The following is a 15619-nucleotide window of genomic DNA, read 5'->3' on the forward strand; positions in this document are numbered from 1 at the left end:
CCTCCTCAATAATAAATCGAGTCCGTGACTATCTCAGCATTAAATCGGTAAAGTTGTGAGGGACGAAATGAATTACGTTTCGTTTTCTTCTGTAATCCCTTTTCATCCAAAACCTTTTCCAAGAATGGGAGCTTTGGAGCTTTAGAAAAAAACAATGAATCTGCGCTGATTTTTGCATCATCCCGTACTGTCAATAGAACTCGTTGTAGCTCCGAAAGCGTAAATTCATCCGGCAAGAAGTTTTTTGCAATGGTCGTTTGCATCATTTCTTTTTTCAGTAGTTCAATCGCTTCATTAATGATTTTATAATGATCAAAAGCCAAATCCAGTTGTAAGACTTCCTTAATCGTAAATAAGTCGACCTCTGCGGCATCATCGTTGGCCTTCCTTTGATGGAGAAATTTCTCCTGAACAATTGCATAAAAAGCATTTGAGATGATCCACCCTCTCGGATCACGGCCCGGTTGGTCATACATACCAAAATGTTTCACTTGAAGTCCTGAGACTCCAGTTTCTTCATTTAACTCCCTTTGTGCGGCTTCATAGGCCGTTTCATTAGCATTTACAAAGCCACCGGGCAAGGCCCATTTATTGCCTTCAACATTTGGATTTCCTTCCTTATCTGTAGTCGCTCGTTTAATTAATAATAGTTTCAAGAACATTTCAGGTGGTGCTTTTTTCTCGGTTTTTTTAGCCGTTATCGTAAAGATAGCAATGTCTGCAGTGTATCCATCTGGAGTGATATATTTCTTTTTACCTTGCTGAACCATGGCAGCTCTCACTTTCTTTCTTTTAAATAAATGGATGAGTAATTAGTAAATCCTTAATTACTAATTATAATACTCTCGTTTTCACTTTTTTGCAACATTTAACATTTAATTATTTCCATTTTTAAGGACAATTATTTTCTATTGCTTCTGAAAGTTGACTCGTAGCTTTACAGTAGTAAAATTGTTGACATACAAGAAAGAGACTGTCTCATTTAAGGGACAGTCTCTTATTGAATTCTTAAACTGAGTATTGATTACTCATTTCTTCTAAATCTTCAGAAGCAACGGCCAAATTGGAAACTAACTGTTTCATCTCTCCAGTCATTGCGTTAATTTCTTGAGCAGATGCTGATACTTCCTCGATACCAGCAGCATTTTCCTCAGATATGGCCGCAACTTCTTCAATGGACCCTTTCATTTTTTCTTCTTTATTTGTCAACAGGATTAACTGTTTTACCATGGAATGAACCAATACATTCATAGTGGACAATTCCGTAGAAATATCATCGAAGGTTTCACCTGTCTTATGAAGGTTTCCTCTTCCCTCATCCACTTTCTCTAAGCCAGATGTAAGGATTTCCACCATGTTTTTTGAGTTATTTTTAACGTTACTGACTATTGTAGAAATGCCGTTTACAGAATCAGAAACTTGTTCTGCAAGTTTCCTTACTTCATCCGCTACCACCGCAAATCCTTTACCCTGCTCTCCTGCTCGAGCCGCTTCAATCGCTGCATTTAAAGCGAGTAGATTCGTTTGATCAGCTATATTGCTAATGAGCGTAACAAGCGTGGTTACTTCTTTATTTTGCGATTCCAAAGTTTTCACCTGATTTACTGACTCCGAGACAATATTATAGATTTCCTGCATTTTCTCAATTGATGAGCTCATTAATTTCATGCCAGTCTGTGAATCATTAATTACTACTTCTGTTGACTGGGTAATTTCTTGACCTTGCTTATTTGTTGCGGCAATGATTTCGGAAAACTCTCTCATATCCACCGAAAGTGTAGAGGCTAAGTTAGCTTGAGACTCTGCACCAACCGCCATTTCATCCATCGTGACAGACACTTGAGTTGTCCCTTCATTTACTTCGTTAGAGGAATTATTCAATTTACTGCTCTGCTCATGTAATGATGATGATAGACCATGCATTTTTTGTATCATTCCAGATAAAGTCTCCGTCATTTTTTCAAAAGATGTATAGAGTAATCCTATTTCATCTGTAGATTGTATTCTATTTTCCCGCGTTAATGTCGAGGCCTCTTCAAGCTGCCCCTTCGTAATAGCATTTGCAATATCTGATAGTCGCTTGAGAGGATTAAGCTTCTTACCAAGATAATAGTAGACGATTCCCAATATGAGTACAGTAAAAATAATCGAAATTGCAATGACAATCGGTAAAAGGCTGGATAGTACGCCATTTTTAATCGATTTAATAGTTTCGGCCTCCGTATCGACACCGAGAATGCCTATGACCTTTCCATCTTTGTCTTTAATGGGTGCGAAAGATGACATATAGTTTCCGTACTTTTCATCTTTAATGATATCTGTACTCAACGTTTCACCCATCAAGACAGGTGATAACTCTTCATAAGTAATCGTCTCTATAATTTCCCCAATGGGTGACCCTTCACCAGAATCTAAACCGTTGATCATCATTTTGACCTTGTTGTCTTCCACTGCATATGTATATACATACAGAACACCGGACTTAATTCGAAAATCATTTAATTGATTTTTAATTTGATTGTATGTGTCATTGACTTTGGGCTCATCAAGAAATTTCTGGTAGAGGACTGGATCGATATTTGAAGCTACTCTTGTTGCGTCTTTTATACCTGTTTCCTTAAAGGTTTGTTCAACCGATTGGGAAGAATCATAGTATAATGTTGCCAGATTGAATAGTAACAAACATGCTATTAAAACAAATAACAACTTAATTAGCGATGTTTTTATAGATTTACCTTGAAATATATTAATCAAGATGTTTCACCTCATTATATGATTTAAGAACAGTAGGATGAGTACGTCTTATACCTATTTATCGTCTCTGTGAAAATTATATGAAGATTATTGAATGGATTTCAGATTGGAAAATAATGGAGTTAAAAACGAATATATAGTAAAGCGAGGTTTTCCAAAACATAGGAATACCCCCACTTATCAAGCTATTAGTGGAGGTATTCTCATCACATTTTAATGAGCATTACCACTATTAATAAAGGTGCTTTTATTAATAGTGATTAATTAAACCGGATACACCCCGTGTTTCCGATCAGTAAATGTTAGCTGTTTACTGCTATATGCTTCAAAACGATTACTTAATTCATCACGCAAATCATTAGGCTGGATGATTGCGTCGACAATCATCTCGGAAGCCAAACGATAGATATCGATATCTTTATTATATTCTTCTCGTTTTTGTTGAATAAAAGCAGGTCGTTCTTCTGCTTCCAATGCGTTAATTTTATTAGCGTAGACTGCATTAACAGCAGCTTCCGCACCCATAACGGCAATTAATGCGGTCGGTAAAGCTAATACACAATCCGGTTCGAAAGCAGGACCGGCCATTGCATACAATCCAGCTCCATAAGCTTTTCGGACCACTACAGAAATCTTTGGTACTGTAGCTTCACTCATGGCAGAAATCATTTTTGCGCCGTGTCGAATGATGCCCGCTTGTTCCACCTTGGTACCAATCATGAAACCTGGAATATCCGTAAGAAACAGTAGCGGGATATGGAACGCATCACATAAGTTAATGAACTTGGCTGCCTTATCAGCCGAATCATGGAATAATACCCCCCCTTTGACTCGTGGCTGGTTAGCGATGATCCCGATTGATTGACCATTCAATCGGGCGAGACCTGTAATCAATTCAGGTGCGAATAACTTCTTAATTTCACAAAATGAGTCACGGTCTATGATCCTGTCGATTAAGTCATACATATTGAATGGTGCATTCTGATTTTTGGGAATCAAATCTTCAATCGTTTTTTCAAAATCAGCAGGCAATTCTGATTGGCACGCTTTTGGCTTTTGTTGATAATTCCCTGGAAAATAACTTAAGTACCGACGGGCAAAGGCAATTGATTCTTGTTCTGACTGTACCAGAACATCGCCACAACCTGAAACGGAACAATGCATTTTTGCTCCTCCCATTTCCTCCTCGGTCACTTTTTCTCCGATGACCATTTCAGCCATTCTCGGTGAACCTAAGTACATCGACGCATTTCCTTCAACCATGACAACAATATCGCAAAAAGCTGGAATATATGCCCCACCAGCGGCTGAAGGACCGAACAGGAGGCAAATCTGTGGTACTTTACCGGACAGTTTTACTTGATTATAAAAGATCCGCCCAGCCCCACGGCGTCCTGGGAACATTTCGACTTGATCCGTGATACGGGCACCTGCTGAATCCACTAAATACAGAAGGGGTACCTGTAACTTATCGGCCGTCTCTTGAATACGGATGATTTTTTCAACCGTTCTTGCTCCCCATGATCCGGCTTTCACAGTTGAATCATTGGCCATGACACATACCGTCTGGCCATTGATTTTTCCAATCCCTGTGACAACTCCATCTGCCGGAAGGCCATCACTCGTACAATTGGCAAAAAAGGCATCCTCAATATCTATTCCATCGTCAAATAACAGCTCTAATCTTTCACGGACGAACAGCTTCCCTTTTTCTGCATTTTTTTGATGATATTTCTCCAAACCGCCCTTACTTATTTTTTCAACATGTTCACTTAGTTTATCGGTTGTTACCATTTATCTTCCTCCTTCAACTGAAGTTAATGACCAGTAAATATCGGTTTGCGTTTTTCCTTGAAGGCCGTCAGACCCTCCAATCGGTCATGGGTTCGTAGCGTCGTTTGATAACAGTCCTGTTCGATTTGCAGCCCCGTCTTTAAATCTGTTTCTACTCCCTGGTTGATCGACATTTTTGCAGCTCGCAGGGCCAAAGGGGCGTTGACAGCGATTTCCTTCGCCAGTGTTCTTGCTGCTTCAAGCAAGAGCTCGGAATCGACCACCTGGCTGATGATTCTCATCTGTTTTGCTGTTTCGGCGTCCAGTCTCCTTGCCGTATAAATCAGTTCTTTAGCTGTCGCTATGCCAACAATCCTAGGGAGACGCTGGGTCCCCCCGCCCCCCGGAATAATGCCAAGTGAGGTTTCCGTTAGCCCCATCTTTGCTGTGCTTGATGCAATACGAATATCACACGCTAGAGCTAACTCGAGACCTCCACCAAAAGCGGATCCATTAATCGCAGCGATGACAGGAACCGGAAGACTTTCAACTGCCGATATCGTGTCACCGATCAGTTTAAGCGTTTCCTTGACTTCCGCCTCATTCATCCCAGCCCGTTCCTTTAAATCTGCGCCTGCGCAAAAAGCCTTATTTCCAGCCCCTGTTAAAATCACTGTCCGAAGATTGGACAGCATTTTCAATTCATTCAGAGTTTCATATAAATTATGAAGAAGTTCCCTGGATAACGCATTGGCTGCATCCGGCCTATTCAATGTCACAATGGCTATTCCATTTTCCTCATGGCTAACCTTTACATTCGATAACATTACTTCACCTCTCGTGCGTTTATTGTGCGTTGTAAATGGCCATCTGATGGCTAGGTAAAGGCTTTTCCAAACAGGATTGCATCATAGAGGCTGACTGGATCAGTTTTTTGGAGTCGATTCCCGTATCAATGCCCATATTATGAAGCATGTGAACTAGATCATCTGTGGCCACATTTCCACTCGCACCCGGTGCATATGGGCATCCCCCAAGCCCTCCTAGCGCCGAGTCGAACGTGTCAATTCCATAGTCCAAAGATTTGAGGACATTGGCAAGGGCCATCCCTCTAGTATCATGGAAATGGAGGGCCAGACTGTCCTTGTCATACCGTTTCACCGCTTGCTCTAGGAAAACATCCACTTGTCTAGGAGAAGCGACACCAATCGTATCTCCTAGTGATAGCTCATTGATCCCATACTCGAATAATTGATCGCATACCCTGAATATCTGATTGATATCAATTGGTCCTTCATAAGGGCAACCAAACACAGTGGAAACATACCCTCTTACCGTCTTTCCTGAATCTTTTGCTGCATCGATGACTTCCTTTAGAACAGGGAATGTGTCAGAGATTGTTTTATTAATATTCTTCAGATTATGGGTTTCACTGGCTGACATGAAAACCGATATTTCATTCATATTCGCTTCAAGGGCAGACTCTAATCCCTTTCGGTTCGGAACGAGGGCCGCATATGTGATAGTTGGATTTCGCTTAATTCCTTTACCTACCTCCAAGGCATCCCCCAATTGAGGAATCCATTTAGGATGAACAAAAGATGTCGCTTCTATATAAGTAAGACCGGTTTCGGAAAGCTGATCGATCCACTCTATTTTTCTTTGCGTCGGGATAATGACCTTCTCATTCTGAAGTCCATCCCGAGGGCCTACTTCCTTAATAGTTACGCTTTCAGGCCATTTCATCCTATCCCTCCGTCCCTTTATTCAATGACGGCCAAAACATCGCCTTCATTCACAAAATCTCCTTCATTTACTTTAAGTTCTTTGAGTGTGCCCCCCTTTTCTACTGATATGGGAATTTCCATTTTCATAGATTCCAAAATGATGATATCCTGTCCGTCAGCAACACTTTGTCCCTCACCTGCTACGATTTTCCAAACGCTTCCTGCCATGCTCGCTTTTAATTCTCCCATTTTAATTCCTCCTGTTCTCTTAATGAAAAGTATAAGACCCAGTAGGCCTCACCCAACTTATACCGTGATTTTTTTAATATACTTATTGATGAAGTCCGTCGTCGTATCCCCTTTATGGAAAGCCGCATGTTCAATGATTTCCTTGAGCAAGGGAAGATTCGTTTTAATTCCTTCTACTTTATATAAATTCAATGCTTCTTTTAATCTATCGATTGCAATCTCACGAGAAGCTCCGCTAACCACCAACTTGGCGATCATCGGGTCATAAAAGTGGGAAACGACCGAGTTATCCTGAACCGCGAGCTCATGACGGATCCCTTCACCTTCAGGTAAGGACAAACCGGTCATTGTTCCTGGTGCTGGATAGAAGGTCTTAGGGTCTTCTGCATAAATCCTCACTTCTATGGCATGCCCCTGTCTTTTAACATCCTCTTGTGTAAAAGAGAGTTTTTCTCCGTTGGCTATTTTGATTTGCTGTTCCACAAGATCAAGACCCGTAATTTCCTCTGTGACCGGGTGCTCCACCTGAAGTCGTGTATTCATTTCAAGGAAATAAAATTTCTTGTTGGCATCAACTAAAAATTCCAATGTACCAGCATTGTGGTAACCGATGCTCTTTACAGCTTTTATAGCCGCTTCACCCATTTTCCTTCTTGTTTCCTCATCAAGAAAAGAAGATGGGGCCTCTTCCACGACCTTTTGATGACGTCTTTGTACCGAACATTCCCGTTCCCATAAATAAACGGCATTCCCAAATTTGTCAGCCAGCACTTGAATCTCGATATGACGTGGTTTTTCAATTAACTTTTCAATGAACATATCCCCATTACCAAAAAATAACTGAGCCCTTTTTTGATTGCCTTCGAATGCTTTCGAGAGCTCTTCCTCGTTAGTAATCATCTGCATACCGATGCCCCCGCCTCCGGCTGACGCTTTCAGCATAATAGGATAACCAATCTTTTCTGCAACAGCTGCCGCCTCAGCACTATCGATTAATGGGCGCGAAAAACCTGGGACTAATGGGATCCCCGCTTGTTCCATCTTTTTTCTGGCTTCTACTTTATTGCCCATCTGTTGAATGACATCTGGATTGGGACCGATGAAAATCAGACCTGCTGCTTCGCATGAGCGTGCAAAATCTGCATTTTCGCTAAGAAATCCATAACCAGGATGTATGGCATCAACCTTGGCCTCTTTAGCAATTTCTAAGATTTTTGGGACATTCAAATAACTTTCCTGAACGCGGGATCCTCCTAGAAGATATGCTTCATCTGCATATGAAACAAATGGAGATTCGGAATCAGCTTCTGAATAGACGGCAACAGTCCCTATACCCAATTCCTTACAAGTACGAATGACACGCGAAGCAATTTCACCTCTGTTTGCAATAAGAACCTTTTTAATCATCCAATTACCTCCTTATTTAGTCTGTTCCGCTAATAAATCAAGAGTCTGCTCCCGTAACTTATACTTTTGGATTTTTCCGGATGCAGTCATTGGATAGACATCCGTAAAATGAATGTGACGTGGTATCTTATGATGAGATATTTTCCCTTTGCAGAATGTCCTCAGCTCCTCTGCAGTCAGGCTTTCTCCTTCTTTCAAGATGATCCATGCCGTTACCTCTTCGCCATATTTCTTATCCGGTATACCCAAGACCTGAACATCGACTATTAAAGGGTGCCGATAAAGAAACTCTTCAATTTCCCTGGGGTAAATGTTTTCTCCACCTCTTATTATCATATCTTTCAGGCGACCGGTTATCTTGCAATACCCGTTTTCATCCATTACCGCTAAATCTCCTGTATGAAGCCACCCCTCCGGATCAATGGCCTCCTTCGTTGCCTCTGGGTTTTTATAATACCCCTTCATGACATGATAACCTCTTGAACAAAGTTCTCCCTGTTGGCCCCGCTCTAGTTCCTCTCCGGTAGCAGGATTTATGATTTTCACTTCCACATTTGGCAACGCCCGACCGACGGAAGAAACGCGAAGTTCAATGGGATCATCTGTACGGGTCATCGTAATTCCTGGTGACGATTCCGTTTGACCATACGTAATCGTGATTTCTGAAATCCCCATCTTATTCACTACAAGTTTCATGACTTCAATCGGACAAGTGGAACCGGCCATGATTCCTGTCCGCAATGACCGCAAATCATACTGATCGAAGTCATCAAGGTTCAACTCGGCGATGAACATCGTCGGTACCCCGTGAAGCGCAGTACATTTTTCTGCCTCCACGGTTTGAAGTACTGTACGTGGATTGAATTCAATAACAGGCACCATCGTAGCCCCAACAGTAACGGAAGCCATCGTCCCAAGGGAACATCCAAAACAGTGGAACATCGGGACCGGGATACAGAGCCGATCTTCATTTGTGAGTTTCATGCAAGACGCAGTATTCAACCCATTATTGACCAGATTTGAATGGGTCAACATGACCCCTTTAGGGAAGCCCGTCGTACCCGATGTATATTGCATGTTGATTACATCTTCCGGCTTCAGGTCCTTCATCCGATTATCGAGCATTTCCTCTGAAATCTGATTACTTCCACTTAGGACATCCTCCCATGAAAAAGTACCGGGATAACGAATTTCACTCAGCATGATGATATTTTTCAACTTTGGTAGTTTCTCAGATTTTAATTTACCAGGCTCCGCAGTCTTTAGTTCAGGAAGAATCTCATAAAGTGTCTCTATATAGGAGTGATCCCTATATTTATCCATCAAAATGATTGTTGTCGCATCCGATTGCCGGAGGAGATATTCCAGTTCACTCGTCCGGTAATTCGTATTGACCGTGACGAGCACCCCACCCATCTTGGCGGTTGAAAATTGGGAAACGACCCATTCAGGCTTATTGGTAGCCCAAATGGCAATATGTTCACCTTTCTCAATACCAAGTGACATAAAACCGCGCGCTGCCTGACGACAAACCTTTTCGAATTCACTATAGGTATATCGTAAACCTAGTTCATGATATACCACCGCTTCATTACTCCCGTATTCAGTAGCGGTCTTTTCAAGCAGTTTGCCAATCGTAATATCTTGCAGATCTGACATCAAACTCCTCCTATCAAATAAAGGTAAGATGAACGCTTTTTATTAAAAGTGATAAAATCTGCAGGACTCCTCTAAGAACCTAGTTTCAGCTTCCCCAAAGATCAGCAACCCAATTGTCTAGCTATTACCATTCTTTGAATCTCGGAAGTACCTTCCCCAATCTCTAGCAGCTTGGCATCTCTTAAGTAGCGCTCCACTTCATATTCACGCATGTACCCTGATCCTCCGTGGATTTGAATCGCTTGATTGCTCGTACGGAATGAGGTTTCACTAGCAAAAAGCTTGGCAAATGCCGCTTCTTTCGCAAATGGCTTTTTATTATCCTTTAGCCACGCAGCTTTATAGACCATATTTCTCGCCAATTCTATTTCCATTGCCATATCAGCCAGTTTGAACTGAATCGCTTGGAAGTTGGAAATCGTTTTACCGAACTGAACACGTTCTTTTGAAAACGCCAAAGCCCTGTCGAACGCCGCCTGTGCTATTCCGACTGCTAATGCAGCGATGGAAATCCTTCCTCCATCCAAGGTAAATAAGAATTGTTTGAATCCCTTTTCCGGATCACCCAACAGATTCTTTTTTGGCACCCGTACATTATCAAGAATGATTTCACATGTATTAGAAGCTCGCACTCCCATTTTTTCGTAATTACTATTTATCGTTAATCCCGGTGTATCTGTTGGGACGATGAAAGCCGAGATGATATTTTTCCCCCTGCTATCTTTCCCTGAAACGGCTGTAACTGTGATGGTCCTTGAATAGCTTGCGTTCGTTATCCAGGTCTTCTCGCCATTGATTACATATTCATCACCTTCCACTACAGCCGTCGTTCTCGTACCACCCGCATCGGAACCTGCATTCGGTTCAGTCAAACCAAATGCTGCAAGTGTCTCACCAGTGGTAATCGGGATTAGGTATTTTTGCTTTTGCTCCTCGGTACCAAAGTAATAAATTGGGCTCGCCCCTAGCGAAACGGCCGCAGCATAGCTTAATCCTGTCCCTCCACAAGCTTTACCAATTTCTTCAACAGCAATCGCATAGGAAATCGTGTCACCGCCTGAACCCCCGTATTCCTCCGGGAATGGAATACCAAGTAACCCGAGTTTCCCCATCTTTTTGAAAACGTCTTCTGCAAACATGGACTTCGCATCCAGTTCTATAGCAATTGGTTTAATCTCTTTTTCTGCGAATTCCCTTACCATTTCCTTGATCATTTGCTGCTCTTTCGTTAGTGAGAAATCCATTTATTCATTCCCCTTTCATAGTGAGACCAACTAGTCGGTCTGTATCGAATGTAAACGCTTTAACTTTAATCGATATCCATTTGATTCTTTAGTAAATAAGGTTGGATGCTTGCATCATTTTTGAATTCTTCAGTTAATAGGCTCTTTAAAATTAAATCGACATAGATTCGTCCGATTTCTTCGATTGTCTTTCCGCCGTCCCGTTTATACCATTTGTAGGTCCAGTTCACCATGCCTAGGATGGACATCCCGGTAATTTCCACCGGTAACTCGCTACGGAATTCTCCCTTTTCAATTCCTTCTTGAATAACGGAGAATACAATTTCTTTATACTGGTGACGTTTTTTTTTGATTGCTTCTACATAAGGTGGTTTAAGATATATGCTTTCTTGATAGAAAACCGAAATATGTGGTTTATAGAGGTCAAACACTTTAACAAACGATAGGATGATCTTTTGCATTTTTGCTGAAGGGTGTATGTTATCTGAGGTGGCTTCCTGTGCTTTCGTTAAAACATAGGATATAAAGCAATCATGAATGACAAATAAGAGCTCATCTTTAGAGGAAAAATGGTGATAAAACCCACCCTTGCTAGTTCCGCATTCTTTCACGATTTCGTTCACAGAAACTCCGTGGTATCCATTTTGTTCAAAAAGGTTCAATGATGTTTCAATGATTTTATCTTTTAACTCCGTAAGGCCATCACTCCTTATGTATCCGCTTACATAAAATCCATTAAACACAAACGTGTTTGTTCACCAAGTGGATTTAATTAGATTTTACCAAATATTATCAGTTTGTCAATTTTTTAATATATAATCCTAGTGGATGATTCGAATCTATACATTGAATCCCCCACTTAACTCATGAAAAGTGATAAGCGGGGAACAATTCAATTGATCCAATAGCATCGAGGTGTGTCGTAAAAGATACGCTGATTGAATTCGGGGAAACCGGATTGAAATTGAACATGAATCGGGCAATCAATCAACCATGGGAAAAAGCAATAAAATTCTTTATCTCCATTAATTATCGCCGTAATAGCTAAATCCAGGTTTTGCTGAAAAATTGTATATCGGGCTTTTGCCTGATCATACTCATTTTCCAAACCATCTACAAACACATTGACCGTTAAGAGATATTGACCAAGAGATGCATCCCAATTAGCCAACACTTCATCTCTTTTTTTTGCATCCAAGGCAGAACACTCATATTGCGTACCGATGGTAAGGTATAGATCACCTGTTTCATCAGAATGAGTCAGTGTATATTTCCTTCCGTCTACAGGGAGACATGGGGTCGTGGGTGGCATAAACTTAACCGTTAATTTTTCCGGATGAAATTCTGGCATCCCTTCATACTCCTTTTGAAAAATACAGGTTTACCTTATACTATGACAGTCGCCCATCCCTGGTGAATATCTACTTTTTCTTGACGGGTTTCACCACTGTTTTCATCAATTTCCACCCATTATTATATGACCAAACCGATTTGATTTCTAACAATGGATCTCTCCCATCCATTCCCATTATATATTGGACACCCGATAATCCCTTCCCTTTTCCAAAGATAGTCTTTGGTTTCAAAGAAGTGTATGAATGAACCAATAACTCCGTCGACTCATTTAACATGCCATCCTGATAAATCCCCAACTCTTCATACTCTCTCTTCCTTGAACTGACATCTACAATCACAGGCTTTTTCCCTTCAATTTTGAATTCCGCTTTGTACCCATCGAGAAATTGGGCGGTGATTGGAACGGACGGCGGAACATCCAAATCCTTGGCCTTTCCATCTTTGAATGTATAAGCATAACACTTTAGTGTACGCTCTATCCCTTCCGTCAGGACAGTAACAAGCACATCTTGTGTCCCATCTTTATTCAAATCGACCAGTGAAAGTTCCGGCTTATACCCGGCTTCGAGTGGGACAATGATTGAGTTGCGATTACTTTCTACTCGCAACTCGATTTTTTTAAGGAACTTGCTACCTTTGTCGAAAGGTGTGCCTTGGACCTGGATTATGTCAATTTTTTTATCCCCCGTAACATCCCTTTTCGAAGAGATATAGGTCCCATTCTCTGGGAAATTTTTATCATGTGCTTCGACCGCTTGATAGCTTAAAAAGATTGAAAGTACTAAAACCGAGTATTTTAGTAATTTTAACTTTTTCATGGCAATTCCCTTTCTTATATCAAATTGACTAATTCGAAATATTCCGCTTTTTGAACTTTCTTCGTTGATCTTTCATGAAAATGGACCAGAAGTAATAAAAACCAGGAACTAATATCGCAAATCCCACAATATAGGTAGCGAACACGGCCCTGAATGAAGTCGGGTCTGTAAATGCTTCCATTATCCTGACATTCGGATAGATGATATATGGTAAATGTGCGACCCCATAGACATAGCTTCCTATCATATATTGGATGATAATCGCTATTACGGCGAGCCTTGGCATTCCCTTTACCTCTTGTTTGGAAAAATAGGGTAGGTAAAGAGCTACACCACTAATGATAAAAAAGACAAGGGAGACCAATAGCAGTGTGGAGTTCTCCATCATTCCTTCGTAAATCCACGATGCTTCTTTTTTCAGTGTGAACATTACGAGAAATGCCATGATTAACACCAATGGACCTGTAATCATTGCGTCACGGCGGTAGATCTTATACGACTTTAGCTCATCAGCCTGTTTCGAATAATCAGACAGAAGCAAAGATGAGAGAAACAATGTACTTAAAATACCAAAGCCTAAAAAGGCATATTCATTTGCGCTAGTGAATAGTTTAACTAAATTTAATTCCTCATTCCCCCCTACATTCTCGAGAAATCCAAGATGGGTAATCGGTAAAACACTGATTAATAGGCCAGGTATAATGAGACCCGTTATTCCAGATATATAAGTCAACATCTTTGCATACTTGTCCAGGCTGTGAGAGAAGACGAGAAAAGCACTTCTAATGCAAAGAAGAAGTAAAATTAAACTGGCGGGGACAATTAATGCAACTCCAATAGAAAATACAGCACCTGGAAATAGGCTATAAATGGCAATGACAAGGCCTACAACAAATGTATTCGTCACTTCCCAAGTCGGAGATAAATAACTATTTGCTATCTTTGTGGCATTCGTATGCTCTTTCTTGATATAGATCATTGCCCAGAATCCTGCACCAAAGTCCATGGACGCCATGATGGCATACAAGAAAATAAAGCCCCACACAAGCGTTATCGCTAGAAGTGCTTCATTCATTCACTATTCCTCCTTTTCATGAATTGGAATCGAATAACTGGACATCCTTCTGTTCAGCTTTATAAAGATCATCCGTTATGGAATGACGCTTGAAATAATAGGTAAGTGTAAATACAACAGACACACATAATATGATGTAAACGATAATGAATAATGTGAATAGGTACCCCAGATTTTCATAGGTGGTTACCGAATCTGCCGTGGTAAGCATTCGATAAATTGTCCATGGTTGCCTTCCCGTACATGCGAATATCCAACCACATTCGATGGATAGTACGGCCAATGGTCCCGAAGCCACAAACAACCATAAAAGCCACCTTGGATATCGCGCTTTCTTCAAGACCTTATTCCACACTAATGCGAACAAGGACAGTACTATTAATCCCCCCCCAATGATCACCATTGCATTGAATAATGTGTGAACATATAGCGGAGGCCAATATTCCTCTGGAAAATCATTCAAACCGGTAACTACCGTATCAAAACTATTTCCTGACAAAATACTCAGTACCCAAGGAAATTCTATGCCATATTTCACTTCCCGTGCTTCTCGGTCTGTCCAACCGAATAATGTGAGACCTGCATGATCCTTCGTTTCGAACAGGCCCTCCGCAGCTGCTAATTTTTCTGGTTGTTCCCGATATAAATGTTGGGTCGTCGAGTGACCATTAAGTGCGGTCAAGAATGAAAAGACCAACCCCAATACAATACTTAACCTTAACGCCTTTTGGTGGAAATTATACTCGGTGGATCCATACTTATTTTTAAGCATTTTATAACCAGCAACAGCCGCAATCGCAAATGCTCCTGTCATATAAGCAGTGAGCGCCGTATGTCCTGCTGTTACGAAGAAACTCGGATTGAAAAAAGCTGCCCACGGATCCACATCGACGATTTCACCATTTTCGAACCGGAAACCAGCAGGTGTCCCCTCGAAAGCATGGACATTTGCAATAAGAACAGCTGACGCCAAAGCACCAAATGCGACAAAGGATAAACTCAATATTCTAGCCCATGGCCTGATTTTTTCAGCTGCATATACATAGATGGACATGAATAGTGCCTCAACCATAAAAGCATAAATCTCAATTTGGAACGGAAGGGCCATAACTCTACCTATGACCTCCATAAATCCAGGCCATAAAAGAGAAAGCTGCACACCGGCAATTGTACCTGTCGGGATTCCCACTCCCAACAGAATCCCTAGTGTTTTGGTCCAGCGTTTAGCCATGACCACATATTGTAGATCTTTCGTCTTTTGATACATCAATTCCGCTGCCAGCATCATCATAGGTAATCCCACACCTAGAGTGGCAAATATAATATGTACGCCCATATTAGTCCCGAACATCGCCCTTGCCATTTGTAAGTGATCCATACTTATTTCCTTTCTAACCTAATTTATTCTTGTTAGCTTCTCCACACAAAAGGAAAATATTAAAAAAAGTTCCATACATCTTCTTTATCTTTTGTTACTGACATTTTTTTCTTATTTTAAATCCTATTTATTCTGACGAGGTTTATTGTGAGATACTTATAATCTTGTTTTTTCGGAAT

General features: G+C 41.0%; 14 protein-coding genes. All 14 read right to left on the bottom strand.

The window, feature by feature from the left end:
- Positions 1-5: 5 nt before the first annotated feature.
- The 14 genes from ACIQXU_RS11690 to ACIQXU_RS11755 all read right to left on the bottom strand — a co-directional run bounded on the left by ACIQXU_RS11690 (position 6) and on the right by ACIQXU_RS11755 (position 15440).
- Positions 6-770: an NUDIX domain-containing protein gene (locus ACIQXU_RS11690; RefSeq protein WP_402989455.1), complete on the bottom strand. Its 765-nt coding sequence runs from the start codon at positions 768-770 to the stop codon at positions 6-8.
- Positions 771-1008: 238 nt separating this feature from the next.
- On the bottom strand, positions 1009-2754 hold the full coding sequence (locus ACIQXU_RS11695; RefSeq protein ID WP_402989458.1) for a methyl-accepting chemotaxis protein: 1746 nt from the start codon (positions 2752-2754) through the stop codon (positions 1009-1011).
- A gap of 264 nt (positions 2755-3018) precedes the next feature.
- Entirely contained in the window at positions 3019-4548 is a 1530-nt protein-coding gene (locus ACIQXU_RS11700) for an acyl-CoA carboxylase subunit beta (protein ID WP_402989461.1), read from the bottom strand.
- A gap of 23 nt (positions 4549-4571) precedes the next feature.
- Positions 4572-5354 carry an enoyl-CoA hydratase gene (locus tag ACIQXU_RS11705; RefSeq protein WP_402989464.1) on the bottom strand — a complete coding sequence of 261 codons (783 nt, stop codon included), beginning with the start codon at positions 5352-5354 and terminating at the stop codon, positions 4572-4574.
- Between the two features lie 19 nt (positions 5355-5373).
- Entirely contained in the window at positions 5374-6273 is a 900-nt protein-coding gene (locus ACIQXU_RS11710) for a hydroxymethylglutaryl-CoA lyase (protein WP_402989468.1), read from the bottom strand.
- A 17-nt stretch (positions 6274-6290) separates the two neighbouring features.
- Positions 6291-6503 (bottom strand): acetyl-CoA carboxylase biotin carboxyl carrier protein subunit, encoded by a 213-nt coding sequence (locus tag ACIQXU_RS11715; RefSeq protein ID WP_402872747.1) that lies wholly within the window; start codon positions 6501-6503, stop codon positions 6291-6293.
- A 57-nt stretch (positions 6504-6560) separates the two neighbouring features.
- Positions 6561-7910: an acetyl-CoA carboxylase biotin carboxylase subunit gene (locus ACIQXU_RS11720; protein WP_402989471.1), complete on the bottom strand. Its 1350-nt coding sequence runs from the start codon at positions 7908-7910 to the stop codon at positions 6561-6563.
- A gap of 12 nt (positions 7911-7922) precedes the next feature.
- Positions 7923-9560: an AMP-binding protein gene (locus ACIQXU_RS11725; protein ID WP_402989800.1), complete on the bottom strand. Its 1638-nt coding sequence runs from the start codon at positions 9558-9560 to the stop codon at positions 7923-7925.
- A 110-nt stretch (positions 9561-9670) separates the two neighbouring features.
- Positions 9671-10813 carry an acyl-CoA dehydrogenase gene (locus tag ACIQXU_RS11730; RefSeq protein ID WP_402872737.1) on the bottom strand — a complete coding sequence of 381 codons (1143 nt, stop codon included), beginning with the start codon at positions 10811-10813 and terminating at the stop codon, positions 9671-9673.
- 65 nt (positions 10814-10878) lie between these two features.
- Positions 10879-11556 carry a TetR/AcrR family transcriptional regulator gene (locus ACIQXU_RS11735; RefSeq protein WP_402872735.1) on the bottom strand — a complete coding sequence of 226 codons (678 nt, stop codon included), beginning with the start codon at positions 11554-11556 and terminating at the stop codon, positions 10879-10881.
- Positions 11557-11705: 149 nt separating this feature from the next.
- Positions 11706-12164: a staygreen family protein gene (locus ACIQXU_RS11740; protein WP_402872733.1), complete on the bottom strand. Its 459-nt coding sequence runs from the start codon at positions 12162-12164 to the stop codon at positions 11706-11708.
- Positions 12165-12234: 70 nt separating this feature from the next.
- Complete coding sequence (locus ACIQXU_RS11745; protein WP_402989474.1) at positions 12235-12987, bottom strand: hypothetical protein; 753 nt, start codon at positions 12985-12987, stop codon at positions 12235-12237.
- Between the two features lie 28 nt (positions 12988-13015).
- Positions 13016-14062: a cytochrome d ubiquinol oxidase subunit II gene (locus ACIQXU_RS11750; protein WP_402959104.1), complete on the bottom strand. Its 1047-nt coding sequence runs from the start codon at positions 14060-14062 to the stop codon at positions 13016-13018.
- A 16-nt stretch (positions 14063-14078) separates the two neighbouring features.
- The gene (locus ACIQXU_RS11755) at positions 14079-15440 is read right to left on the bottom strand and encodes a cytochrome ubiquinol oxidase subunit I (protein ID WP_402959106.1); all 1362 of its coding nucleotides are present in this window, start codon (positions 15438-15440) and stop codon (positions 14079-14081) included.
- Positions 15441-15619 lie beyond the last annotated feature (179 nt).

This window comes from Peribacillus sp. NPDC097284 (assembly GCF_044761765.1).
GTDB lineage: Bacteria > Bacillota > Bacilli > Bacillales > DSM-1321 > Peribacillus.